Annotated in this window: 10 protein-coding genes; 8 read left to right on the top strand and 2 right to left on the bottom strand. The window is 74.3% G+C overall.

Annotation, left to right across the window (positions count from 1 at the left end; translation table 11 throughout):
• Positions 1–13 precede the first annotated feature (13 nt).
• The 8 genes from BLS95_RS06155 to BLS95_RS06120 all read left to right on the top strand — a co-directional run bounded on the left by BLS95_RS06155 (position 14) and on the right by BLS95_RS06120 (position 20,456).
• Complete coding sequence (locus tag BLS95_RS06155; RefSeq protein ID WP_245764868.1) at positions 14–1,747, top strand: beta-galactosidase; 1,734 nt, start codon at positions 14–16, stop codon at positions 1,745–1,747.
• A gap of 110 nt (positions 1,748–1,857) precedes the next feature.
• The gene (locus tag BLS95_RS06150; RefSeq protein WP_090929842.1) at positions 1,858–2,271 is read left to right on the top strand and encodes an ATP-binding protein; all 414 of its coding nucleotides are present in this window, start codon (positions 1,858–1,860) and stop codon (positions 2,269–2,271) included.
• Positions 2,272–2,473: 202 nt separating this feature from the next.
• On the top strand, positions 2,474–3,223 hold the full coding sequence (locus tag BLS95_RS06145) for a class I SAM-dependent methyltransferase (protein ID WP_176993031.1): 750 nt from the start codon (positions 2,474–2,476) through the stop codon (positions 3,221–3,223).
• 161 nt (positions 3,224–3,384) lie between these two features.
• Positions 3,385–3,972, top strand: a complete 588-nt coding sequence (locus tag BLS95_RS06140; RefSeq protein WP_090929840.1) for a GNAT family N-acetyltransferase — start codon at positions 3,385–3,387, stop codon at positions 3,970–3,972.
• Positions 3,966–5,249, top strand: coding sequence for a lysine N(6)-hydroxylase/L-ornithine N(5)-oxygenase family protein (locus tag BLS95_RS06135; RefSeq protein ID WP_090929839.1), 1,284 nt, complete (start codon positions 3,966–3,968; stop codon positions 5,247–5,249). The genes BLS95_RS06140 and BLS95_RS06135 overlap by 7 nt, the downstream gene beginning before the upstream one ends.
• Positions 5,246–8,428 (top strand): non-ribosomal peptide synthetase, encoded by a 3,183-nt coding sequence (locus BLS95_RS06130; protein WP_090929838.1) that lies wholly within the window; start codon positions 5,246–5,248, stop codon positions 8,426–8,428. Before BLS95_RS06135 ends, BLS95_RS06130 begins: the two co-directional genes overlap by 4 nt.
• Positions 8,425–20,187 (top strand): non-ribosomal peptide synthetase, encoded by an 11,763-nt coding sequence (locus BLS95_RS06125; protein WP_176993030.1) that lies wholly within the window; start codon positions 8,425–8,427, stop codon positions 20,185–20,187. Before BLS95_RS06130 ends, BLS95_RS06125 begins: the two co-directional genes overlap by 4 nt.
• Positions 20,184–20,456: an MbtH family protein gene (locus BLS95_RS06120; protein WP_090929836.1), complete on the top strand. Its 273-nt coding sequence runs from the start codon at positions 20,184–20,186 to the stop codon at positions 20,454–20,456. The genes BLS95_RS06125 and BLS95_RS06120 overlap by 4 nt, the downstream gene beginning before the upstream one ends.
• 117 nt (positions 20,457–20,573) lie before the next feature.
• Here BLS95_RS06120 and entS read toward each other — a convergent pair whose 3' ends face one another.
• On the bottom strand, positions 20,574–21,824 hold the full coding sequence (gene entS, locus BLS95_RS06115) for an enterobactin transporter EntS (RefSeq protein WP_090929835.1): 1,251 nt from the start codon (positions 21,822–21,824) through the stop codon (positions 20,574–20,576).
• A gap of 297 nt (positions 21,825–22,121) precedes the next feature.
• The gene (locus BLS95_RS06110; protein ID WP_090929834.1) at positions 22,122–23,417 is read right to left on the bottom strand and encodes an extracellular catalytic domain type 1 short-chain-length polyhydroxyalkanoate depolymerase; all 1,296 of its coding nucleotides are present in this window, start codon (positions 23,415–23,417) and stop codon (positions 22,122–22,124) included.
• Positions 23,418–23,532: the final 115 nt, after the last annotated feature.

Here is a 23,532-nt window from a genome sequence, read left to right as displayed (position 1 = left end):
CGAGGGAGGAAGCGTGTACTTCGGCGGCGACTACAACCCCGACCAGTGGCCCGAGGACGTCTGGCGCGAGGACGTCGCGTTGATGCGCGCGGCGGGCGTCAACCTCGCCACCGTGGGCGTGTTCTCCTGGTCACGGCTGGAGCCCTCGGAGGGCGTCTACGACTTCGGCTGGCTCGACCGGGTCATGGACCTGCTGCACGACAACGGCGTCCAGGTCAACCTGGCCACTCCGACCGCCTCCCCGCCGCCCTGGTTCACCCTGGCCCACCCGGACGCGATGCCCGTGCGCGCCGACGGGGTCCGGCTCGTGCACGGCAGCCGGGACACCTACTGCGTCAACGCCCCGGCGTACCGGGCGGCCTCGCGGCGGGTGGTGACGGCGCTCGCCGAGCGGTACGGCGCGCACCCCGCGACGGTCATGTGGCACGTGCACAACGAGTACGGCACCGTCTGCCACTGCGATCACTGCGCGGCGGCCTTCCGCGCCTGGCTGCGCGACCGGCACAAGTCCCTGGACGCGCTGAACGAGGCGTGGACGGCGGCGTTCTGGAGCCAGCGTTACTCCTCGTGGGAGCAGGTGCTGCCGCCGCGGGCCACCCAGTGGCGGGCCAACCCCGCCCACCTGCTGGACTACCGCCGCTTCTGCTCCGACGCGCTGCTCGGCCACTACCGCGAGCAACGCGACATCGTGGCCGCCCACGGCCCGCAGCCCGTGACCACCAACTACGTCATGGCCGGGTGGACGCCGCTGGACCACTGGAGGTGGTCGGCCGAGGTCGATCTCGTCGCGATCGACCACTACACCGACGAGCCCGGCGACGGCGGGCTCGCCCAGATCGCCTTCGCCTCCGACCTCGCCCTTTCGTGGGCGCGCGGCAAGCCGTGGCTGCTGATGGAGCAGGGCGTCGGGGTCATGTACACGCAGGAGCGCATGCTCGCGCTGGAGCCGGGCGAGCATGTGAGGCGCGGCCTGGAGTACGCGGCCCGCGGCGCCGCCGGGGTGCTGCACTTCCAGTGGCGGGCCTCGCGGGGCGGGGCGGAGCAGTGGTACCAGGGCATGGTCCCGCACGCGGGGGCCGACTCCCGCGTCTTCCGGGAGGTCATGGAGCTGGGCCGGAGGCTCGCCGCGCTGCCCCCGGCGCGGCCCGCCCGGCCGGAGGTGGCCATCCTCTGGGACGACGAGGCGGGCTGGGCGCTGCAGAACCCCGGGCTGCCCGCGACCGGGCTGGACTTCTGGGCGTCGGCGCAGCGCGCGCACCGGGTGTTGTGGTCGCATGGCGTCGCCGCCGGCTTCGCCCACCCGGCCCACGATCTGTCCGGGTATCGGGCCGTACTGGTGCCGTCTCTCTACCTGATGTCCGACGAGTCCGCCGCCGGCCTGGCCGCCTATGTGGAGGGCGGCGGCACGCTGGTCGTGTCGTACTTCAGCGGCGTCGCCGACCCCGACACCCGGGTCCGGCTCGGCGGCTACCCCGGCGCGCTGCGCGATCTGCTGGGCGTGCGGGTCGAGGAGTTCCGGCCGCTCGCCGGGCCCGTGACGCTGTCGGACGGCACGACCGGCGACCTCTGGAGCGAGGTCGTGCACCTGGCGGGCGCCACGGCGACCGTGACGTACGCCGACGGCGGCCCGGCGATCACCCGGCGCCGGGCGGGCGCGGGCACCGCCTGGTACCTCTCCACCGGGCTCAACGCATCCGGCTACGCGAAGGTGCTGGCGCGGGCGGGCGTCATCCGGCGCGCGGAGTGACGCCCGCCCGCCGGGGACGCGGATTCGCAACAATCCTGTGGCCTTGATTCCCAAGACGGAACTCCGGCGCTTATCGTGGTTGTTGGGAGCGCTCCCAACGGAGAGACGTGATGCAGATGCCCCTCTATCCCGGGCCGTTATCCGCTGCGATCCACACGGTGGAATGCCTGCTGCCGTCGGTGCCGGCCGGTGTGGGCAAGGCGCGCTCCCTGGTCCGGACCGAGCTGACCGGCTGGGTTCCCGAGCGGGCCATCGACGACTGCCTGCTCATCGTCAGCGAACTGGTCACCAACGCCGTCCGGCACGGCGGGTCGGCGTACGCGCTGCGCCTGGAGCTCCGCGAGGACCGGCTGTACGGCGAGGTCTTCGACCCGGGCGACGGGGTGCCCCACCAGCGCACTCCCGACATCGACGCGATCTCCGGGCGAGGGCTGCAGATCGTCGCGGCGGTCGCCGACGCCTGGGGCGTGACGTCGGCGAACGGCGGCAAGATCGTCTGGTTCACCGTCGACCACACTGCCTGACGGGCCCCTCCACCCGCGATTCGACCCGCCCCGTCCGCCGCATCCGGCCGCGTTCTCCCTGCGTGATTGAATTTTCGGGGTGCCGGAGTCCTTGGCGGGCGCGGGTGCCCCGGCACTGCACGCCCTTGGATCCGGCACTCCGCGTACGAATGCACGCCCCCTGCGCCGGCGGGCGGGGTGAATCATGAGGAGGGTGCGGACGATGGTCGATCGCGTGCGAAGTGTGGTGTTCGGTGAGGCGGTCGAGCAGTACGAGTCGGCCAGACCGGGCTATCCCGAGCAACTGGTCACCGAGGTGCTGGAATACGCGCCGGCCGGCCCGGTGCTGGAGGTGGGCGCGGGAACGGGCAAGGCGACTGTGGGCTTCGCCGCCCACGGCGTGGACCTGACCTGTGTCGAACCCGATCCCCGGATGGCCGCCGCGCTGACGTCGAAGTGCCCCGGGGTGCGGGTGGAGAGCGGGCGATTCGAGGACTACGTCCCCGACCGGCCGTTCACCCTGCTGTACTCCGCGCAGGCCTGGCACTGGGTGGATCCGGAGCGGCGGTGGGACCTGGCCCACGCCGCCCTGGCGCCCTCGGGCGCGCTGGCCCTGTTCTGGAACCGCTACGTCGTCACCGACGCCGAACTCGGCGCCGCCCTGGCCGCGGTGGACCACCGCCACGGGGTGACCAGCTCCAGCCTGCACCGGAGCACCTCGGTCCAGGCCGAGGAGAGCGAGCACCTGCTGGCGCACGATCCCCGCTTCACCGACCTGGACATCCGCCACTACGTCCACCACACCTGGTATCCCACCGAGCGCTACCTGGACCTCGTCCGCTCCATCTCCGCCTACCGGATGCTGGACCCGGCCGCCCGCGAGCCGGTGCTCGGTGAGCTCGCCGCCCTGCTGGGCGACGGCGTCGAGATCGCCTTCCGCACCGACCTCACTCTCGCCCGCCGGGCGCACTGACCCGGACGCGACGACCGCAGGCGACGGCGGTGGCGGCGACAGGCCGCTGCCGCCGTTTCGTTTTGTGGCCATTGCTATCCCTTGACGGTTTCGCGGATCCGATGCTTAGTTAGGCATGGCGCCAATTTAGGTTAGGCAAACCTAACTATTGCGGAGGATGAGTGAGCCAGCAACCCTCACACCTGCAGGACATCGGCGCGCCCCCCATTCCCCCGAGGGTGGGCGAATGGCGCATCACGGTGATCGAGCCGGGCACCGACGGAGTCGCCCTGGTCTGCGACTGGATGAACCGGCCGCACGTCGCCGAACCGTGGGACCAGGCCTGGCCGTACGAGCGGTGGGCGGAGGAGATCGCCCGGCAGGCCGCCGGTGCGCACTCGCGGCCGTGCCTCGCGTCGCTGGACGGTGAGCCGGTCGCCTACCTGGAGCTCTACCGGGTGCTGCGGGACAGGCTGGCGCCGCTGTACCCGTACCGGCCGCAGGACCTGGGCGTGCACATCGCCATCGGCGCGCGGGAGAACCTCGGCCGCGGTCTCGGCCGGGCCCTGTTGCGGTCGGTCGCCGTGGGACTGCTGGAGACCGAGCCGGAGTGCACCCGGGTCGTCGCGGAGCCGAACGTCCGCAACGACGCCTCGCTGCGGGCGTTCGCCGCGGCCGGGTTCGTCCGGGCGGGAGAGGTCACGATGCCGCACAAGACGGCCGCCCTGATGGTGTATCCGCGCGCCCAGGAGGACGTGCCCCAGTGGTGACCCCCGTCTTCGACCTCGTCGGGATCGGTTTCGGCCCGTCCAACCTCGCCCTGGCGATCGCCCTGGCGGAGGCCGGATCCCCTGATCCGGCTCCCGGGTTGTCCGCGGTCTTCCTGGAGAAGCAGGAGGCGTTCGGCTGGCACCGGGGCATGTTGATCGAGGGTGCCACCATGCAGGTGTCCTTCCTCAAGGACCTGGTCACCATGCGCAACCCCGCCAGCCCGTACAGCTTTGTCAGCTACCTGCACGCCCAGGGCCGGCTGGCCGACTTCATCAACCAGAAGAGCATGTATCCCACGCGGGTGGAGTTCCACGACTATCTCGCGTGGGCGGCCGCGCGTTTCGAGCGGCAGGTCCGCTACGGCGCGGAGGTGGTCACCATCCGCCCGGTGGAGGCGGACGGCGAGGTCCGCGAGCTGGACATCGTCGTGCAGCGCGGCGAGCTGACCACCTACCGGGCACGCAACGTCGTGCTGGCCGCCGGGCTCCGGCCCGTGCTGCCCGCCGGGATCGTCGCGGGCGAGCGGGTGTGGCACAGCCAGGAGCTGATGTACCGGCTGGCGGAGCTGAGCGTCGAGCGGCCGCGCAGGTTCGTGGTGGTCGGCGCGGGCCAGAGCGCGGCCGAGGTGGTCGAGCACCTGCACACCCGCTTCCCCGCCGCCGAGGTCTGCGCGGTCTTTTCCCGGTACGGCTACAGCCCGGCCGACGACAGCCCCTTCGCCAACAGCGTCTTCGACCCCGTCGCCGTGGACCGCTTCTACGACGCCCCGCACGACGTCAAGCGCATGATCAAGGACTACCACGCGAACACCAACTACTCGGTCGTGGACCTCGACCTGCTCCAGGAGCTGTTCCGGCGCGCCTACCGGGAGAAGGTGGCCGGGGCTCAGCGGCTGCGCGTCATGAACCTGTCCCGCGCCGTGGGCCTGGAGAGCCACTCCGACGGGGTGAGCGTCCACGTCCAGTCCCTGGTCACGGGTGAGGTCGAGGCGCTGCGCGCGGACGTGGTGGTCTACGCGACCGGGTACCGGCCGGTGGAACCGCTGGACCTGCTCGGCGCGGCCGGGCGGTTCTGCCTGCGTGACGAGCACGGCGAGCTGCTGGTCGGGCGCGACCACCGGGTGCGTACGGTGCCGGAGTTGTCCTGCGGCATCTACCTCCAGGGCGCCACCGAGCACAGCCACGGCCTGACCTCCACGCTGCTGTCCACCACGGCCGTCCGGGCGGGAGAGATCGCGAGCTCCCTGTCGGCCGCGATCCTGGAGCCGGTGCGGTGACGCTGACCGAACTGATCGAGGCGCAGGCGGCGGCGACCCCTGACGCGCCCGCCGTGCGGTTCCGCGACGTCACGCTGACCTACGCCGAGCTGGACAGGGCCGCGTCGGGCCTGGCCGCACGGCTGCGCGAGCGCGGGGCGGGCCCCGAGCGGATCGTCGCGGTCGCGCTGCCGCGCTCGGCCGAGCTCGTCGTCGCGCTGGTCGCGGTGCTCAAGGCGGGGGCCGCCTACCTGCCGGTGGATCCGGGCTATCCGGCGGAGCGGGTCGCCTTCATGCTGGCCGACGCCGAGCCCGTGGTGACATTGCGTGCCGTCACCCTCGACCCGGCCGCGCGGGCCGAGGCCGGGACGCGGGTGGACCCGCGCCATCCGGCGTACGTCATCTACACCTCCGGTTCCACCGGGCGTCCCAAGGGGGTCGTGGTCTCGCACGAGGCCATCGTCAACCGGATCCGGTGGATGCAGGCGGAGTACGGCCTGACCGGCGCGGACCGGGTGCTGCAGAAGACGCCGTCCAGCTTCGACGTGTCGGTGTGGGAGTTCTTCTGGCCGCTGGTCACCGGGGCCACGCTGGTGGTGGCCGAGCCGGGCGGGCACCGTGACGCCGCCTACCTGGCCGGCCTGATCCAGCGGGAACGGGTCACGACCGTGCACTTCGTACCGTCGATGCTGCGCGCGTTCCTGGCCGACCCCGAGGCCGCCGGGTGCACGGGGCTGCGCAGGGTGATCTGCAGCGGCGAGGCGTTGCCCGCGGATCTGGCCGCGGACTTCCACGCCGTCCTGCCGGGGTGTGAACTGCACAATCTGTACGGGCCGACCGAGGCGGCGGTGGACGTGACGTACTGGCGGTGCCTCCCGGGGGCGGAGGGGCCGGTGCCGATCGGGCGGCCGGTCTGGAACACCACCATCCACGTGCTGGACCGGGACCTGCGTCCGGCCGCGTACGGCGAGCTGTACATCGGGGGTGTGCAGGTGGCACGCGGCTACCTGCGGCGGCCGGGACTGACGGCGGGGCGGTTCGTACCCGATCCGTTCGGCCCGCCGGGGTCGCGCCTGTACCGCACCGGTGACCTGGCCCGCCGCCGGGCGGACGGGGTCGTCGAGTACGCGGGCAGGGCCGACGACCAGATCAAGATCCGCGGGTTCCGCGTCGAGCCCGGCGAGGTCGAGGCCGTCCTGGCGGCGCATCCGGGTGTTCGCCAGGCGGCGGTGACCGCGCGGGAGGACCGCCCCGGGGTGATCCGGCTGGTCGGCTACATCGTCCCGGCCGTCGCGACGTCGCCCTCGGAGGCGCCTCGGGCTGGTGCGGAGATGGTGGATCCGGCCGGGTTGCGCGAGCACGTCGCGGCGCGGCTGCCCGCCCACATGGTGCCCGCGGTGTTCGTGTCCCTGGACGCGATGCCGCTGACCGCCAGCGGCAAACTCGACCGCCGCGCGTTGCCCGCCCCCGAGCCCACGCCAGCACCCCGGCCCGAAGCGAAGGCGCATGCCGGAGTTGTCGATGCGGAGGGGACCGAGCAGGTGCGCGCCGAGGCGGTCGATGCGGAGGGGACGTTGGCGGGGTTGTTCGCCGAGGTGTTGCGGCTGCCGTCGGTGGGCCGGACGGACGACTTCTTCGAGCTGGGTGGGGACAGCATCCTCGCGCTCCACCTCACCGGCCGGGCGCGCCGGGCCGGGCTGGCGATCACCGCCCGCCAGGTGCTCGAACTGGGCACGGTCCGCGCCCTCGCGGCGGTGGCCGGAGAGGGAGCGTCCGTCGAACCCCAGGAGTCGGCGCTCGGCGCCGTTCCCGCCACGCCGATCATGGGCTGGCTGCGGGAACGCGGCCCGCAAATCGACCACTTCGCCCAGTCGATGACACTGCGCCTGCCTCAGGGGGTGGACGGCGACCGTCTCACCCGAGCCCTGCAGGTGGTGCTGGATCACCACGACCTCCTCCGCGCCCGGCTGACCGGCGACACGCTGGAGGTCCCACCGCCCGGCTCGGTGTCCGCCGCGTCCCTGCTCCGCGTGGTCCCGGCCGGCGACCTCCCTGCGGGCACCCACGCGGCGGACGACCTCCCTGGTGACACCCATCCGACCGGCGACCTCCCTGGGGGCACACACGCGGCGGGCGACTTCCGGGCGGACACCCACGCGGCGGTAGTCGAGCTCCCGGCGGAAGCGGTGGCGGAGGCGTGGTCCGGGCTGGCGCCGCGGGACGGGGTGATGCTGCGGGCCGTCCGGCTGGACGCGGGTCCGGCCAGGTCCGGTCTGCTGCACCTGGTGGCGCACCACCTCGTCGTGGACGGCGTGTCCTGGCGGGTGCTGGCCGAGGACCTGGCCCACGCCTACGAAGGCACGCCCCTGACCCGCTCCACGTCGTTCAGGACCTGGGCCCGCGCGCTACCCGCCCTCGACCGCCGCGCCGAGCTGCCGTTCTGGGAGGCGACGCTGGCCGGTGCGGCGGAGCCGTGGGATCTCGATCCGCGGCTGGACACCGCCGCGACCGCCGCCCGCTTCACGCTGACCGCGCGGCTCGACGTGTCGCTCGAAATGGTGCTCGCCGCGCTGGCCACGGCCGTGGGCGAGCAGCGGGCACGTCGCGGCAGGCCGGGCGGGCGCGAGGTCCTGGTCGACATCGAGGGACACGGGCGGGAGGACCTGGTGGACGGCGCGGAGCTGTCCCGCACGGTGGGCTGGTTCACCAGCATCTCCCCCCTTCGCCTGGACCCCGGTCCGGACGGCGGCGCCGACGCGCTCGCCCGCGTCGCGCGGCAGTTGCGCGCCGTCCCCGCCAAGGGCGTGGGGTACGGCCTGCTCCGCCACCTCGACCCGGCCTCCGGTCCGGCACTGGCCCGCCTGCCCAGGCCGCGGATCTGCGTCAACCATCTCGGCAGGTTCACCGGCGACGGCGGCGACTGGAGCATGGTCCTCGGCCCTGAAGACTTCCTGGACCTGGCCGATCCCGGCCTTCCGCTCGCGCACCCCCTGACGATCGATGCCCTCGTGGTCGCGGGCCCCGAGAGACCGACCCTGCGGGCCACGTGGACGTACGCCCCGAGGGTGGCGCCCGAGCCGGTCGTCCGCGAGCTGGCCGAGCTGTGGCTCGCCGCGCTCGGCGCCATCAGCCCTTCCGCTCCCTTCCTGGTCGCCGTCGACCAGGAAGAACTCGACGAGTTCGAGGAGACTCTGGCTTGAACGCCCCTGAAGTGAAGAAGGTCCAGGACGTCTGGCCGCTCACCCCGCTCCAGGAAGGACTGCTCTTCCACGCCTTGGACGGCGGGAGCGCCCCGAACACCACCGCGGACGGCCAGGCCCACCCGTACACGGTCCACTCCACCCTCGATCTGCGCGGCCCGCTGGACGCCGTGGCCCTGCGCGCGGCGGCGGAGGCCCTGCTGCGCCGCCACGACATCCTGCGCGGGGCCTTCCGCCGCCGCAGGAACGGCCAGCCGGTACAGGTCATCGCCACCCGCGCCACCCTGCGCTGGCGTGAGGTGGACCTGGCCGACAGGGCGGACGCGGCCCGGGTGGCCGAGGTCGTCGAGGAGGATCGGCGGACCCCGTTCGACCTGACGGCGCCCCCGCTGGTGCGCTTCACGCTGGTCCGGCTGGCGCCCGAACGGCACCTTCTGCTCGTGGCCAACCACCACCTGGTGCTGGACGGCTGGTCCCTGCATCTGCTGCTGCGGGAGCTGTTCGAGCTGTACGGCGGTGCCGAGCTGCCGCCCGCGCCGCCGTACCGGGACTTCCTGGGCTGGCTGGCGGGGCGGGACGAGGGGGCCGCGCGGGCGGCCTGGCGCGGGCACCTGGCCGGGTTCGAGGAGCCCGCCCTGCTGGTCGGGGCGGCGGTGGGTGCGGCGCGCGAGGTGGTGACCGAGCTGCCGGCCGAGCTGACCGCCCGGCTGGCGGCGGTGGCCCGGGAGTCGCGGGCCACCATGAGCATGGTCGTGCAGACGGCCTGGGCGCTGGTGCTCGGCCTGCTCACCGGGCGGGACGACGTGGTGTTCGGCGTCACCGTCGCCGGCCGCCCGCCCGAGGTGCCGGGGTCCGAACGCATGGTCGGCCTGTTCATCAACACCGTGCCGGTACGGGTGCGGCTGCGCCCCGGCGGCTCGGTCGCCGAGCACCTGGCCCGGCTGCGGGACGCCCACGCCCGGCTCATCGAGCACCAGCATCTCGGGCTGGCCGAGATCCAGGGCGGGCGGGAGCTGTTCGACACGCTGGTGCTGTTCGAGAACCAGCCGAGCGGGCTGGCGGGCAGCGGCGGCCTGACGGTCGCGGGGATCGAGGAGCGGGACGCCACCCACTACCCGCTCACGGTCAGCGCGCGTCCGGGCGAGCGGCTGCGCCTGGAGCTGTCCTACCGGGAAGGGTCGATGGGCGCCGCCGAGGCGGAGCGCGTCGCCGGGCGCCTGGTCCGGGCGCTGGAGCAGCTGGCCGCCGATCCCGCGCGGCCGGTCGGGCTGCTGCACCTGCTGGAGCGGCACGAGCGTGACCTGGTGCTGCGGACCTGGGCGGGCCCGGATCATGGGCCCGGTCCTGCTCGGACGCTGCCCGAGGTCTTCCGGGAGCGGTGCGCGGCCACCCCGGACGAGGTGGCGGTGGTGGACGGGCGGGGGCAGGCGCTGACCTACGCCGAGCTGGCGGGCCGGGTGAACCGGCTGGCCGGGGTGTTGGGGGCGCGGGGGATCGGGCCGGAGGACGTGGTGGCGCTGGCCATGCCGCGTGGTCCCGACACGGTCGTGGCCATCCTGGCGGTGTGGCAGGCGGGCGCGGCCTACCTGCCGGTCGACCTGGGGTACCCGGCGGACCGGATCGCGCTCATGCTGGGCGACGCCGGGGCGGCCGTGGTGGTCACCGACTCGGCGACCGCGCCGTCCCTCCCGGCGGTGGCGGGTGACCGGCTGGTGCTGCTGGACGAGCTCGGGGACGCGGCCGGGGCCACGACGCCGCCGCTGCCAGGGAACGCGGCTTACGTGATCTACACCTCCGGTTCCACCGGCAGGCCGAAGGGCGTGGTGGTGACGCACGCGGCGGTGGCCAACCTGCTGGCCGCGCACCAGGCGGACGTCATCGCCGCGGGAGAGGCGGCCGTGGGGCGGCGGCTGCGGGTGGCGCACAGCGCCTCGTTCTCGTTCGACGCCTCGGTGGATCCGCTGCTGTGGATGCTCGCCGGGCACGAGTTGCACGTGCTCGACGACGCCACGTACCAGGACCCCGGGCTGCTGGCGGCCTATGTGGCCGAGCACCGGATCGACTACGTGGACGTGACGCCGTCGTACCTGGCCTCGCTGATCTCGGCGCTGGAGGACGGCCCGCACCGGCCGGCGGTGGTCGCGGTGGGCGGGGAGGCGGTGCCCGGCCCGCTCTGGGAGCGGTTGTGCGCGCTGGACGGGGTGGTCGCCCGCGACCTGTACGGTCCCACGGAGTGCACCGTGGACGCCTACGTACGCCGGCAGGACGGCGGCGCGGCGCCCGTGCCCGGCGTCCGCGTGCTGCTCCTGGACGGGATGCTGCGCCCGGTGCCGCCCGGGGTCACCGGCGAGCTGTACCTGGCAGGGGCCGGGCTGGCCCGCGGCTACCTGGGCCGAGCGGGGCTGACCGCCGAACGGTTCGTGGCGTGTCCGTACGGGCCGGCGGGTGCCCGCATGTACCGGACGGGAGACCTGGCACGGTGGCGGGAAGGGCGGCTGGAGTTCGCCGGGCGGGCCGACGACCAGGTGAAGATCCGCGGCTTCCGCGTCGAGCCGGGCGAGATCGAGTCCGCGCTGGCCGCCCACCCGCGGGTCGGCCAGGCCGCGGTGGCCGTCCACGAGTCCGGGACCGGCGGGCGGCGGCTGGTCGCCTACGTTCGCGGGCAGGCCGGCGAGCGGGAGCTGCGCGAACACGCCAGGGCGCTGCTCCCGAGGCACCTGCTCCCCTCCGCGTACGTCCTGCTCGACGAGCTGCCCTCGCTCCCCAACGGGAAGATCGACCGGCGTGCCCTGCCCGCCCCCGAACAGGTCCGGGCCGGGCGGGGCCCGCGCGACCCGAGGGAGGAGCGGCTGTGCGCGCTCTTCGCCGAGGTCCTCGGTGCCGAGCGGGTGGGGATCGACGACGACTTCTTCGAGCTGGGCGGCCACTCGCTGCTCGCGGCCCGGCTGGTGAGCAGGATCAGGTCGGAGCTGGGCGCCTCGGCGGGGGTCCGTACGCTGTTCGACGCGCCCACCGTCGCCGAGCTGGGCGGACGCCTCGGCGTCGCGGCCGACCGGCCCGCCCTCGTCCCCAGGGACCGCCCCGTACGGGTGCCCCTGTCGTACGCCCAGCGGCGCCTGTGGTTCCAGCACCGGCTGGAGGGCGGCTCCGCCACCTACAACATGCCCTTCGGCCTGCGCCTCGACGGGCCCCCCGACGTCGCGGCGCTGGAGTCGGCCCTGGGCGACGTGGTGGCCAGGCACGAGGTGCTGCGGACGGTGTTCGGCGAGCATGACGGGGAGCCGTACCAGGTGGTCCTCGGCGAGGCGAGCCCGGTCGTCGAGGCCGGGCCGCCCGAGCTCGGGCACGTCTTCGACCTGGCCGCCGAACCGCCGCTGCGGGTGTGGCTGGAGGGTGACCGGCTGACGCTGCTGCTGCACCACGTGGCGGGCGACGAGTGGTCCCTGCGGCCGCTCGTGGCGGACCTGACCGCCGCCTACCGGGCCCGGCTGGCGGGCCGGGCGCCGCGGTGGGAGCCGCTGCCCGTGCAGTACGCCGACTACGCGCTCTGGCAACGCGAGCTGCTGGGCGACCGGGACGACCCGGGCAGCCGGCTGGCCGGGGAGCTGGCCCACTGGCGCCAGGTGCTCGACGGCCTGCCGCCCGAGCTGCCGCTGCCCGTGGACCGCCCCTTCCCGGAACGGGCCGCCTGGCACGGCGCCACTATCGACTTCGAGCTGCCGGGGGACGCGATCGCCGCTCTGGCCCGCCGCTCCGGGTGCACGGCGTTCATGGTGGCGCACGCGGCGGTGGCGGCGCTGCTGACCAGGCTGGGAGCGGGCACCGACCTGCCGATCGGCACCCCGGTCGCGGGACGCCCGGACGAGGCCCTGAGTGACCTGGTGGGCTTCTTCGTCAACACCCTCGTCCTGCGTACCGACACCGGCGGCGACCCCACCTTCACCGAACTCCTCGACCGGGTGCGGCGGACCGACCTGGCCGCCTTCGACCATGCCGAGATGCCCTTCGACCTGCTGGTGGAGGGGTTGCGGCCGGTTCGTGTGCCCGGACGGCATCCGCTGTTCCAGGTGATGGTGACCTATGAGCACGACTCCGGCCCGGCCGTCGAGGAGCTCGATCTGGCCGTGGCCAAGTTCGACCTGACGTTCGTGTTCGGGGCGGGCGGTGGGCGGCTGGAGTTCCGTACCGACCTGTTCGACGCCGCCACCGCCGAGGGGCTCGCCGCCCGCCTGGTCCACCTGATCCGCCAGGTGGCGGCCCGGCCCGACCGGCCGCTCTCTGAGCTCACGGTGGACCCGATGCGGGAACCGTCCGTACGCGGCCTGCCCGGCGAAGCTCCCGCCGGTCCTGCCGGACCCCGTACGGAGGCCGAGCGGACCCTGTGCCGGTTGTTCGCCGAGGTGCTCGGGCTGCGCGAGGTCGGCGTGGACGACGACTTCTTCCGGCTGGGCGGGCACTCGCTGCTCGCCGTGCGGCTCGCCGCCCGGATCAGGTCGGTCATGGCGGCCGAGGTGTCGCCGGCCGACGTCTTCGCCGCGCCGACCGCCGCCGGGCTCTCCGGGCTGCTCGGCACGGCGGACCGGCCCGCGCCGGTGGCGCCGCCGACCGCCGGACCCCGTCCGGACCGACCGCCACTCTCCCACGCGCAGCGGCGGTTGTGGTTCCTGCACAAGCTCGACGGCCCGTCGGCCGCCTACACCGTGCCGCTGATCCTGCGGCTGCGCGAGCGGCTGGACGCCGAGGTGCTGCGGCCGGCCCTGGGCGACGTGACGGCCCGGCACGAGGTGCTGCGAACGGTGTTCGGCGAGCACGACGGGGAGCCCTACCAGGTGATCCTCGACGCGGCGGTCCCGGTCGTGGAGGCCGGGCCGCCCGACCTCGACCGGCCCTTCGACCTGGCCACCGAACCGCCGCTGCGGGTGTGGCTGGAGGCGGACCGGCTGACGCTGCTGCTGCACCACATCGCCTGCGACGAGTGGTCGCTGGAACCGCTCCTGTCCGACCTGACCGCCGCCTACCGGGCGCGGGCGGCGGGCCGGGCGCCGGAGTGGCGGCCTCTGCCCGTGCAGTACGCCGACTACGCGCTCTGGCAGCGGCAGGCCATGGGCGAGCTGATGGACCGGCAGCTCGGCTACTGGACCGGTGCGCTCGCCGGGCTGCCCGAGCGGCTGGAGCTGCCCGCCTGGACCGGGGACGAGGGCGCCGCCACGGTCAGCCTCTCCCCCGGATCGCGGGCGGCGCTGGCGGAGCTGGGCCGGGGCCGTGGGGCCACGATGTTCATGGTGGCGCACGCGGCGGTGGCGGCGCTGCTGACCAGGCTGGGAGCCGGCACCGACCTGCCGATCGGCACCCCCGTCGCGGGACGCCCGGACGAGGCCCTGACCGACCTGGTGGGCTTCTTCGTCAACACCCTCGTCCTGCGTACCGACACCGGCGGCGACCCCACCTTCACCGAGCTCCTCGACCGCGTACGGCGGACCGACCTGGCCGCCTTCGACCACGCGGACGTGCCCTTCGACCAGGTCGTCGAGGCGGTCAACCCGGACCGGGGCGAGGGGAACCCGCTGTTCCAGGTGGCGGTCGCCCATCACCCGGCCGGCGCTACGCCCCCGGGGACGCCTGCCGGGTTCGACGCCGTCGAGGAGCCCGCGCCGGCGGGTCCGGCCAAGTTCGACCTCGGCGTCACCCTCACCGAGCGTGGTGACGGGCTGGAGCTCCTGGTCGAGCACCGGCACGGTGCGGCCGGGCGGTTCGCCGGCATGCTGGTACGGCTGCTGGCCCACGTGTCCGAGGAGCCGGGTACGCGGCTGAGCGAGCTCCCGATCCTCGCGCCGGAGGAGCTGCGGACCATCCTCACGGGGTGGAACGACACCGGCGCCGCCGAGCCGTACCTGACCCTGCCTGAGCTGTTCGAGGCGCAGGTCAGAGCCACGCCCGAGGCGGTGGCGGCGGTCTGCGAGGACGAGCGGCTGACCTACGCGGAGCTGGACGCGCGGGCGGAGCGCCTGGCCGCCGTACTCGCCGCGCGCGGCGCCGGCCCGGAGCGGATCGTGGCGATCGCGTTGCCGCGTGACCTGCGGATGGTGGTCGGCGTGCTGGCGGTGGCCAAGGCGGGCGCCGCCTACCTGCCGATCGACCCGGCCCACCCCGCCGAGCGCATCGCGTCGATGCTCGACGACGCCCGGCCGGCCCTGCTGCTGGCCACCCGGGAAACCTCCCGGTACGTCCCCATGCCGCCACTCCTGCTGGACGACCTGCCCGACGGTCTGGTGGGGGCTGAGGCGCGCCTGTCCGACGGTCTGGTGGGGGCAGAGCCGCGCCATCCGCTGGACGGCCTGCCCGGCGGCCCGGTGGGGGCGGAGGCGCGCCTGCGGGAGCCCGGCGTCGCGGGAGCGGTGCGGGGGCCGGGGGCGCGCAATCCGGTTTACGTCATCTACACCTCGGGCTCGACCGGCCGGCCCAAGGGTGTCGTCCTGGAGCATGCGGGCGTGCGGGCGCTGGTGGACACCGCTGTCACGCGGTTCGGCGTCGGGCCGGGCAGCAGGGTGCTGCAGTTCGCCTCGATCAGTTTCGACGTGGCGTTCTGGGAGCTGACCATGGCGCTGTGCACCGGTGCCACGCTCGTGGTCGTGCCCGCCGAGCGGCGGGTCGCCGGTCCCGACCTGACCGAATACGTCACCGCCCACCAGATCACCCACCTGGCCCTACCGCCCGCGCTGCTGTCCGCGCTGCCGCCGGACTGCACGCTGCCGGCCGGTTCGACGCTGCTGGTGGGCACCGAGACGGTCACCCCCGAGCTGGTCCGGCGCTGGGGCCGCCGGCACCGCGTCTTCGACGCCTACGGGCCGACCGAGGCGATGGTGAACTCCACCCTGTGGGCGGCGGGCGGCGACCTCGACACGCTGACCAGCGTGCCCATCGGCCATCCCGACGTGGGCAAGCGCGTCTACATCCTGGACCGCGCCCTGCGCCCGGTGCCGCCCGGGGTCATCGGCGAGCTGTACGTGGCGGGCGCCGGGCTGGCCCGCGGCTACCTCGACCGGCCAGGCCTGACCGGCGAACGGTTCGTGCCCGACCCGTACGGGCCCCCGGGCGATCGCATGTACCGCACCGGCGACCTGGCCAGGTGGCGTGATGACGGCGCGGTCGAGTTCGCCGGCCGGGCGGACGGCCAGATCAAGATCCGTGGCTTCCGGATCGAGCCGGGCGAGATCGAGTCCGTGCTGTCGGGCTGCCCGGGCGTGCGCGAGGTCACGGTGCTCGCGCGGGAGGACCGGCCGGGCGACCGGCGGCTCGTGGCCTACGTGACGGGGGCGGAGAGCGATCCGGCGGCGCTGCGCGCGTACGCCGCGGCCAGGCTGCCCGACTACATGGTGCCCGCCGCGTTCGTCACGCTCGACGCCCTGCCGCTGATGGTCAACGGCAAGGTGGACCGGAAGGCGCTGCCCGCGCCGGGAGGCCGGGCCGCCCGGTCGAGGGCCCCGCGCACGGCCACCGAACGGGTGTTGTGCGAGGTCCTGGCCGGAGTGCTGGGCGTGGAGTCCGTCGGCATCGACGACGACTTCTTCCACCTGGGCGGGCACTCGCTGCTGGCGGTGAAGGTGATCGCCCGCGTCCGGGCCCGGCTGGGCGCCGAGGTGTCGTTGCGCACGCTGTTCGACCGCCCCACGGCCGCCGGCCTGGCCACCGCACTCGGCCCGGCCGGCGACGCTTCCCCAGGTGCTCCTTCCGGGCTTCCCGCCCTGCGGCCCGCGGTTCGTCCGGCGCGGGTGCCGTTGTCGTCCGCGCAGCTCCGGCTCTGGTTCCTGCACGAGCTGGAAGGGGGGTCGGCCACCTACAACGTGCCGCTGGCGGTACGGCTCTCCGAACCACTCGACCCGGCGGTGCTCGCGGTGGCGCTGGGCGACGTGGTACGGCGGCACGAGATCCTGCGTACGGTCTTCCGCGCGGAGGGCGGCACGCCGTACCAGGTGGTGCTGGACGCGGCGGAGCCCGTGGTCGAGGCCGGGCCCGCCGAGCTCGGGCACGTCTTCGACCTGGCGGCCGGGCCGCCGCTGCGGGCCTGGCTGGAGGGGGACCGGCTCACGCTGGTCATGCATCACATCGTGTGCGACGAGTGGTCGGCCGGGCCGCTGCTCGCCGACCTCTCGGCCGCCGTGCGGGCGCGGGCGGCGGGCCGGGCGCCGGAGTTCGCGCCGCTTCCCGTGCAGGTGGCCGACCACGCCCTGTGGGAACGCGACCGGCTCGACGCCCTCCTCCCGGCGCAACTGGCGTACTGGACGCGGACCCTCGCCGGGCTGCCCGGCCGGATCCCGCTGCCGCCGGGAGGGCCGGGCGGCGTGGTGGTCCGCGAGGTGCCCGGCCGGGACGCGCTGGCGGCACTCGCCGCACGCGCGGGCACGAGCGTGTTCATGGTGCTGCACGCGGCGGTGGCGGCGCTGCTGACCCGGCTGGGAGCGGGCACCGACATACCGATCGGCACCCCGGTCGCGGGACGCCCCGACGAGGCCCTGGCCGACCTGATCGGCTTCTTCGTCAACACTGTCGTCCTGCGTACCGACACCGGCGGCGACCCCGGCTTCGCCGAGCTGCTCGGGCGGGTACGCGAGGCGGACCTGGCCGCGTTCGAGCATGCCGAGGCGCCCTTCGAACGCGTCGTGGAAGCGGTCAACCCCGACCGCTCGACGGCGGAGAACCCGCTCTTCCAGGTCATGGTGGCCTACCAGCGGACCGGGCCCGCGCCGCTGGAGGTGCTGCCGGAGCCCGGTCCGCCTGCGCCGAAGTTCGACCTGGCCTTCGCGTTCACCGAGACGGATGAGCGGCTGGAGGTCGCGATCGAGCACCGCTTGGCGGACGCGGCGGCGCAGCGCGTCGCCGACGGGCTGCTGCGGGTGCTGGAGCAGGTGGTGGCCGCGCCCGGGCGGCGGATCGGGGAACTGGACCTGCCCGCCACCGGCGACTTCACCACCCGTGACCCCGGTGGGCGGGCCGAGCCGGTGCGGCGGGAGCCGGACGGTCCGGTCGAGACGCGGCTGCTGGCGATCTTCGAGGAGGTGCTGGACCGCAGTGGCATCGGCGTCGGTGAGGAGTTCTTCCACCTCGGCGGGCACTCGCTGCTGGCCGTCCGCCTGGTCAGCCGGATCCGCGCGGAGCTCGGCGGGAACGTGACCATCCGGGACGTCTTCGAGGCCCCCACCGTCGCGGCGCTCGCGGCCAGGCTCGCCACCGCCCGCAGGCGGACTGTGCCCGCGCTGGTCGCGCGCCCGCGCGGGCCGCGGATCCCGCTGTCGGCGGCGCAGCGGCGGTTGTGGTTCCTGCACACCATGGAGGGCCCGTCGGCCACCTACAACGTGCCCCTGTCCGTACGGCTGCGCGGCCCGCTGGACCCCGGCGCCCTCCATGCCGCCCTGGCCGACGTCGTGACCAGGCACGAGGTGCTCAGAACGCTCGTCGCCGAGGACGACGCCGGCCCCCATCAGCGGATCCTCGATCCCGCCGAGGCGCGGGCGCGGCTGGCCTTCGGCTCCGGTCCCGGCCGCCCGGACCACCCGTTCGACCTGGCCGGCGAGCTGCCCATCCGGGCCTGGCTGCACCCCGCCGGGCCGGGCGAGCACGTACTGCTCGTCCTGACGCACCACATCGCCTGCGACGAGTGGTCGATCGGCCCGTTCTGGACCGACCTGGCCGCCGCCTACCGGGCGCGCGTGGCAGGCCGGGCGCCGGACTGGGAGCCGCTGCCCGTGCAGTACGCCGACTACGCCCGCTGGCAGCAGGAGACCGAGGAACGGGAGGGGCTCGCCTTCTGGCGGCGGGCCCTCGACGGCCTGCCCGCCCACCCCCGGCTCCCGCACGACCTGCCCCGCCCGCCCGCGGCCACCGCCGAGGGCGGCGTGGTGCCCTTCCACCTGCCCGCCGGGACCCGCGACGCCCTGGCAGGGCTGGCCCGGGGTCGCGGGGTCACGATGTTCATGGTGGTGCACGCGGCGGTGGCGGCCCTGCTGACCGGTCTCGGCGCGGGTACGGACGTCGCCGTCGGCACCCCGGTCGCCGGCCGGCCCGACGAGGCCCTGGCCGGTCTGGTCGGCTTCTTCGTCAACACCCTCGTCCTGCGTACCGACACCGGCGGCGACCCCACCTTCGCCGAACTCCTCGACCGCGTACGACGGGCCGACCTGGCCGCGTTCGAGCACGCCGACGTGCCCTTCGACCAGGTGGTACAGGCGGTCGCCCCGGTCAGGTCGCCCGCCTGGCACCCGCTGTTCCAGGTCATGGTCGCCTACCATCCGGCCGCGCGACCGCTCGACCCGCTGGCGGGCGTCGCCGTGCTGCCCGAGGAGGCGGACAGCACGGGCACCGCCAAGTTCGACCTGGCGGTGGCGGTGTCGGAGGAGGGCGACGGGGCGATCGAGTACCGTACCGACCTGTTCAGCCGGGACGCGGCGGAGCGGATCGCCGCCTCCCTGGCGGACCTGCTGGACGCGGTGGCCCGCGAGCCGGACACCCGGCTGAGCGGACTCGGGGTGGAGCCGATCGAACGGGCGGCATGGCAGCGGCTCCCCGCGACGCCGGGCCACGCGACGTCCGAGGCGGCCGGGCAGGTCACGGCACCGGGCCACGCGGCGCCCCAGACGGCCGGGCACGCCACGGCACCGGGCCACGCGGCGCCCCAGACGGCCGGGCACGCCGCGGCGCCGGGCCACGCGGGATCGGCGGTCACCGGGATTTCCGGAGCCGCCGGGATCTCCGGGGTCGAGGCCGGGCTGTGCGAACTGTTCGCTGACGTGCTCGGTGTCCCCCTGCCCCGCCCCGACGAGAGCTTCTTCGAGCTGGGCGGTCACTCGCTGCTCGCCGCGACGCTGATCAACAGGATCGGGGCCGAATTCGGGGTGCGGCTGCCGGTCGGGACCGTCTTCGAGGCACCGACGGCGGCGGCGCTCGCCGAGCGGGTGGTCTCCCCCTACCGCCCCGGGCACGCCCTGGACGTGCTGCTGCCCATCAGGACCGGCGGGGACGGAGCACCCCTGTTCTGCGTGCATCCGCTGTTCGGGCTCGCCTGGTGCTTCACCGGCCTGGCCGGGCTGCTGGACCTGCCGGTCTACGGCCTGCAGGCGCGCGGCCTGGCCGGTCCGCTTCCCGGCGGTCCGGCCGGATCGGGTGCGCTTCCCGGCAGTCTGGACGAGATGGCCGCCGAGTACGTCGCGGCCATCCGCACGGTGCAGCCGGCTGGGGCGTACCGGCTGCTGGGGTGGTCGTTCGGCGGGGTCGTCGCGCATGCCATGGCCGCCATGCTGCGGCAGGAGGGCGAGCGGGTGGAGTTGCTGGCCGTGCTGGACGCGTACCCGCTGCTGCCCGGCGAGGAGCCGGAGAGCGGCGACGACGAGCAGGACGCTCTGCGTTTCCTGCTGCGCCTGGCGGGACAGACCGCGCGTGGCACGCTCGACCGGCGGCGCGTCGTACGTTACCTGCGCGCGGGCGGAGGGCCGATGGCCGAGCTGGAGGAGTCGACGGTCACCGCGATGATCGACGTCGCCCTCAACGCCGAACGCCTCATCCGGACCCGGCCTCCCCACTTCGACGGCGACCTGCTGTTCGTCACGGCGGGCGCGGACAAGGACGGCTCGGGGCTGGACGTGTCCCGGTGGCGCCCCCACATCGGCGGCGCCATCGAGAACCACACCGTCAACTGCGAGCACTTCGAGCTGGCCGACCCGGGGCCGCTCGCCCACATCGCCCGGATCGTGAAGGAGAAGCTGACATGACGAACCCGTTCGAAGACCCCGAATCCGACTATCTCGTCGTCGTCAACGACGAGAACCAGCATTCCCTGTGGCCGGCCTGGATGCCGGTGCCCGAGGGGTGGCACGCCGTGCACGGCCCGGCGGCGCGTGACTCGTGCCTGGAATACGTCGACACGCACTGGACGGACATGCGCCCGGCCGGCCTGGCGCGGGCCATGGACGGCACCCGACCGCCCGTCACGGCACCTGACCGCCCGTCACGGCACCTGACCGCCCGTCACGGCACCTGACCGCGCCTCACGGCACGGGACCGGCCGTGTCACGGCACCCGCTCGGCCGCGTCACGGCACCTGATCGGCCGCGTCACGGCACCCGCTCGGCCGCGCCACGGCACCTGATCGGCCGCGTCACGGCACGGGATCGCCGGTGGTGAGCGGGCGGGCGCGGCGGAGCTCCGGCACGGCGAGAGCCAGCAGGGCCACCGCCGCCACGCAGGCCAGGCCGCCCGCGACCACCGCGCCGGCCGGGGACGACACCCTGGCCAGCCCGCCCGCGATCAGGTTGCCCACCGCCGGGCCCACCGTGGCCTCGGCCAGCCACAGGCTGCTCACCCGCCCGAGCAGCTCGTCCGGGGTGTTGCCCTGCAGCAACGCCCCGGCCAGCACCTCGGAGACCACCTGGCCCGCTCCCGAGACAGCCAGGAAGAGCAGTCCCTTCCAGAGCTCCCCGCTCAGCCCGAAGCCCACCATCGCCAGCCCCCACAGCGCGACGGACCCGATCAGCCAGCGACCGGGCCGGCGCACCCCGGCCACCCAGCCGCTGGTCAGCGCCGTGAGCAGCGCACCCGTCGCGGGCGCGCTGTAGAGGAGGCCCAGCACCGCCGCGTTGCCCTCGAACCGCCCGGCGACCAGCTCGGGGAAGACGGCGTACGGCATGGCGAACAGCGTGCCGCTGAGGTCGAGCAGGATCAGCCCGGAGATCAGCCGGTTGCGCAGGGCGTAGCGTGCCCCGTCCGCGAGGGCCCGCAGCGGGTGCCGGTCGGCCGCCTCCCCCGCCGGGGGCAGTGGCCGCATCCGGCAGAGCAGCACGATCGTGACGGCCGTGGTGAGCGTCGTGAGCCAGAAGCACGCCGCCAGTCCTGGACCGGCGATGAGCAGGCCGCCCAGCGACGGGCCCGCCACGGTGCCGAGCTGCGTGGTGATGGAGGTGAGCGCCTCGGCGGCGGCCAGCCGTTCCCGGCCCACCAGCGCGGGGGTGACCGCCATCAGCGCGGTCTCGCTGAGCCCGTCGGCCAGGCCGATGAGGGCCGCGCAGCCGTACAGGGCCCAGAGTTCCGGCTCGGGCAGCAGCGCGTTGAGTCCCAGGCCCGCGAACCCGGCCGCGGCGATCACCCGTGACCAGACGACGAGCCGCCGCCTGTCCAGCCGGTCGGCCAGCACGCCGCCGGCCAGGGTGCCGGCCAGCAGCGGCCCGCCGAGCGCCAGGCTCACCAGGGCCACGTGCAAGGACGAGCCGGTCAGGTCGAAGACCTGCACCGCCAGCGCGACCCCGGTCACGCCGACGCCCAGGAGGGAGACCAGGCGGGCGGCGAAGGCGAACCTGAAGTCGCGGCTGGCGCGAAGAGGGGCGACGTCGACGACGAACTGTCCCAGGCGCATGAACGGCCTTCCAAGAGATCAATTAAGGTAAGGCTTACCTAAATTACCTGGAGACCGTTCATGACGCCAGCGTTCCGCCGCACGACCGGAGGCCCCTGACCGGCCACCGCCCGCCCGGCGGCCCGACCACCCCGCGGCCCGACCATCCCGCGGCAGCGACTCGATTCGCGAAGGCGGCCGGACCACCCCGGACAGTGGCCCGGCCACCTCCCCGCCGGCGGCCCGGGCCACCTCCGCCGATGGCGGCCCGGCCGCCGCCCGCGCGGCGGGGCGCAGGCCGCCGCGCGGGTCCGGTCGTCAGGCCGCCGTGCAGGCGGTGCCGTTGAGGGTGAAGGCCGCGGGCCGTCCGGTGCCGCCCGCGTGGGTGGCCTGGAACCCGAAGGACGCCGAGGCCCCGGGGGCGATGGAGCCGTTGTAGGCGACGTTCGTCGCGGTGACCTGGCCGCTGGCCGGCGCGATGGTGGCGTTCCACGCGGACGTGACCGTCTGTCCCGCCGGCAGCGCGAACGCCAGCCGCCAGCCGGAGACCGGCGCGGTGCCCGTGTTGGCGATCGTGACGGCGGCCGTGAACCCCGCGTTCCAGGTGTTCATCGTGTACGTCACCCGGCACGGGCCGGTGGCCGTCGGCGTGATGGTGGGGGTCACCGTGGGAGTGATGGTGGGGGTCGCGCTGGTGTTCAGGCCGAAGAAGCGGATCACCTCGGCGGCCATGCCACCCCTGGGCAGGTCGTGTCCCGCGCCCTGAATGCTGATCGCCTCGACCGGTGCCATGCCGCCGGTGCCGCCGTAGCGCGTACGCGTGTAACCCGACTGCGGGGTGTCGGTGAGGCTGGGGGTCTGGCTCAGCCCGAGGACGTTGGTCCACTGCTTGATCTGCTCCTGGAAGTTCGGGTACCGCAGCGTGCTGTCCTCGGTGCCGTGCCAGATCTGCATCCGGGGCCGCGCGCCGCTGTATCCGGGATAGGCCGCGCGTACGGCGTCGCCCCACTGCTGCGGCGTCCTGCTGATCTGGCCGTTGGCGCAGGCGCTGTTCCAGCTCGATCCGTCGGTGGTGGCGAAGCAGCCGAACGGCACGCCCATGAACGCCGCGCCCGCCTTGAACACGTCGGGGTAGTCGCCGAGCAGGACGTTGGTCATCATCGCGCCCGAGGACACGCCGGTGACGAACGTGCGGGCGGGGTCGCCGCCGTAGCGCTGGTGGACATACCTGACCATCGACATGATGCCGACCGGGTCGCTGCCGCCGTCGCGCCGCAGCGCCTGCGGCGAGGAGACGTCGAAGCAGGCGCCGCTCCTGGTGGCCGACGGGTAGACGAGGATGAACTTGTACCGGTCGGCCAGGGAGGCGAACTCGGTGCCGGAATGCAGGGCGGGGCCGGAGCCGGTGCAGTAGTGCACGGCGAGCACGACTGGCGGGCGGCTTCCGGCGTTGTCGGGGACGTACAGGTGCATCCGCAGGTTGGTCGGGTTGGTACCGAAGCCGGTGATCTCGGTCAACTGCGCTGACGACGCGGGCGTGGCCAGGGCCAGGCCGGCGGCGACCAGTACGGCCGCAGTGATGAGGGCTCCCGCTACCCGAACTCGCACGCTCATTCGAACCTCCGCTTCGCCGAAACATTGCGATCGTCAAGCGAAAGTTTCAACCGCGCAACCGCCGCGGGCGGATCACCGTGGGGCCGGCCGCCGTGACCCGCCTTGACGTGCGGAA

Origin of the sequence: Nonomuraea jiangxiensis (assembly GCF_900099965.1) — a bacterium.
In the GTDB taxonomy this organism is placed as follows: Bacteria; Actinomycetota; Actinomycetes; order Streptosporangiales; family Streptosporangiaceae; genus Nonomuraea; species Nonomuraea jiangxiensis.
The sequence above is the reverse complement of the archived record's forward strand: the minus strand, read 5'-3'. Positions and strand labels throughout refer to the sequence as shown.

What these genes read in the sequence shown, in the direction of transcription:
- BLS95_RS06150 (WP_090929842.1), top strand. Translation starts at nt 1,858, where the DNA reads ATGCAGATGCCCCTCTATCCCGGGCCGTTATCCGCTGCGATCCACACG.
- BLS95_RS06145 (WP_176993031.1), top strand. Translation starts at nt 2,474, where the DNA reads ATGGTCGATCGCGTGCGAAGTGTGGTGTTCGGTGAGGCGGTCGAGCAG.
- entS (WP_090929835.1), bottom strand. Translation starts at nt 21,824, where the DNA reads ATGCGCCTGGGACAGTTCGTCGTCGACGTCGCCCCTCTTCGCGCCAGC.
- BLS95_RS06120 (WP_090929836.1), top strand. Translation starts at nt 20,184, where the DNA reads ATGACGAACCCGTTCGAAGACCCCGAATCCGACTATCTCGTCGTCGTC.
- BLS95_RS06110 (WP_090929834.1), bottom strand. Translation starts at nt 23,417, where the DNA reads ATGAGCGTGCGAGTTCGGGTAGCGGGAGCCCTCATCACTGCGGCCGTA.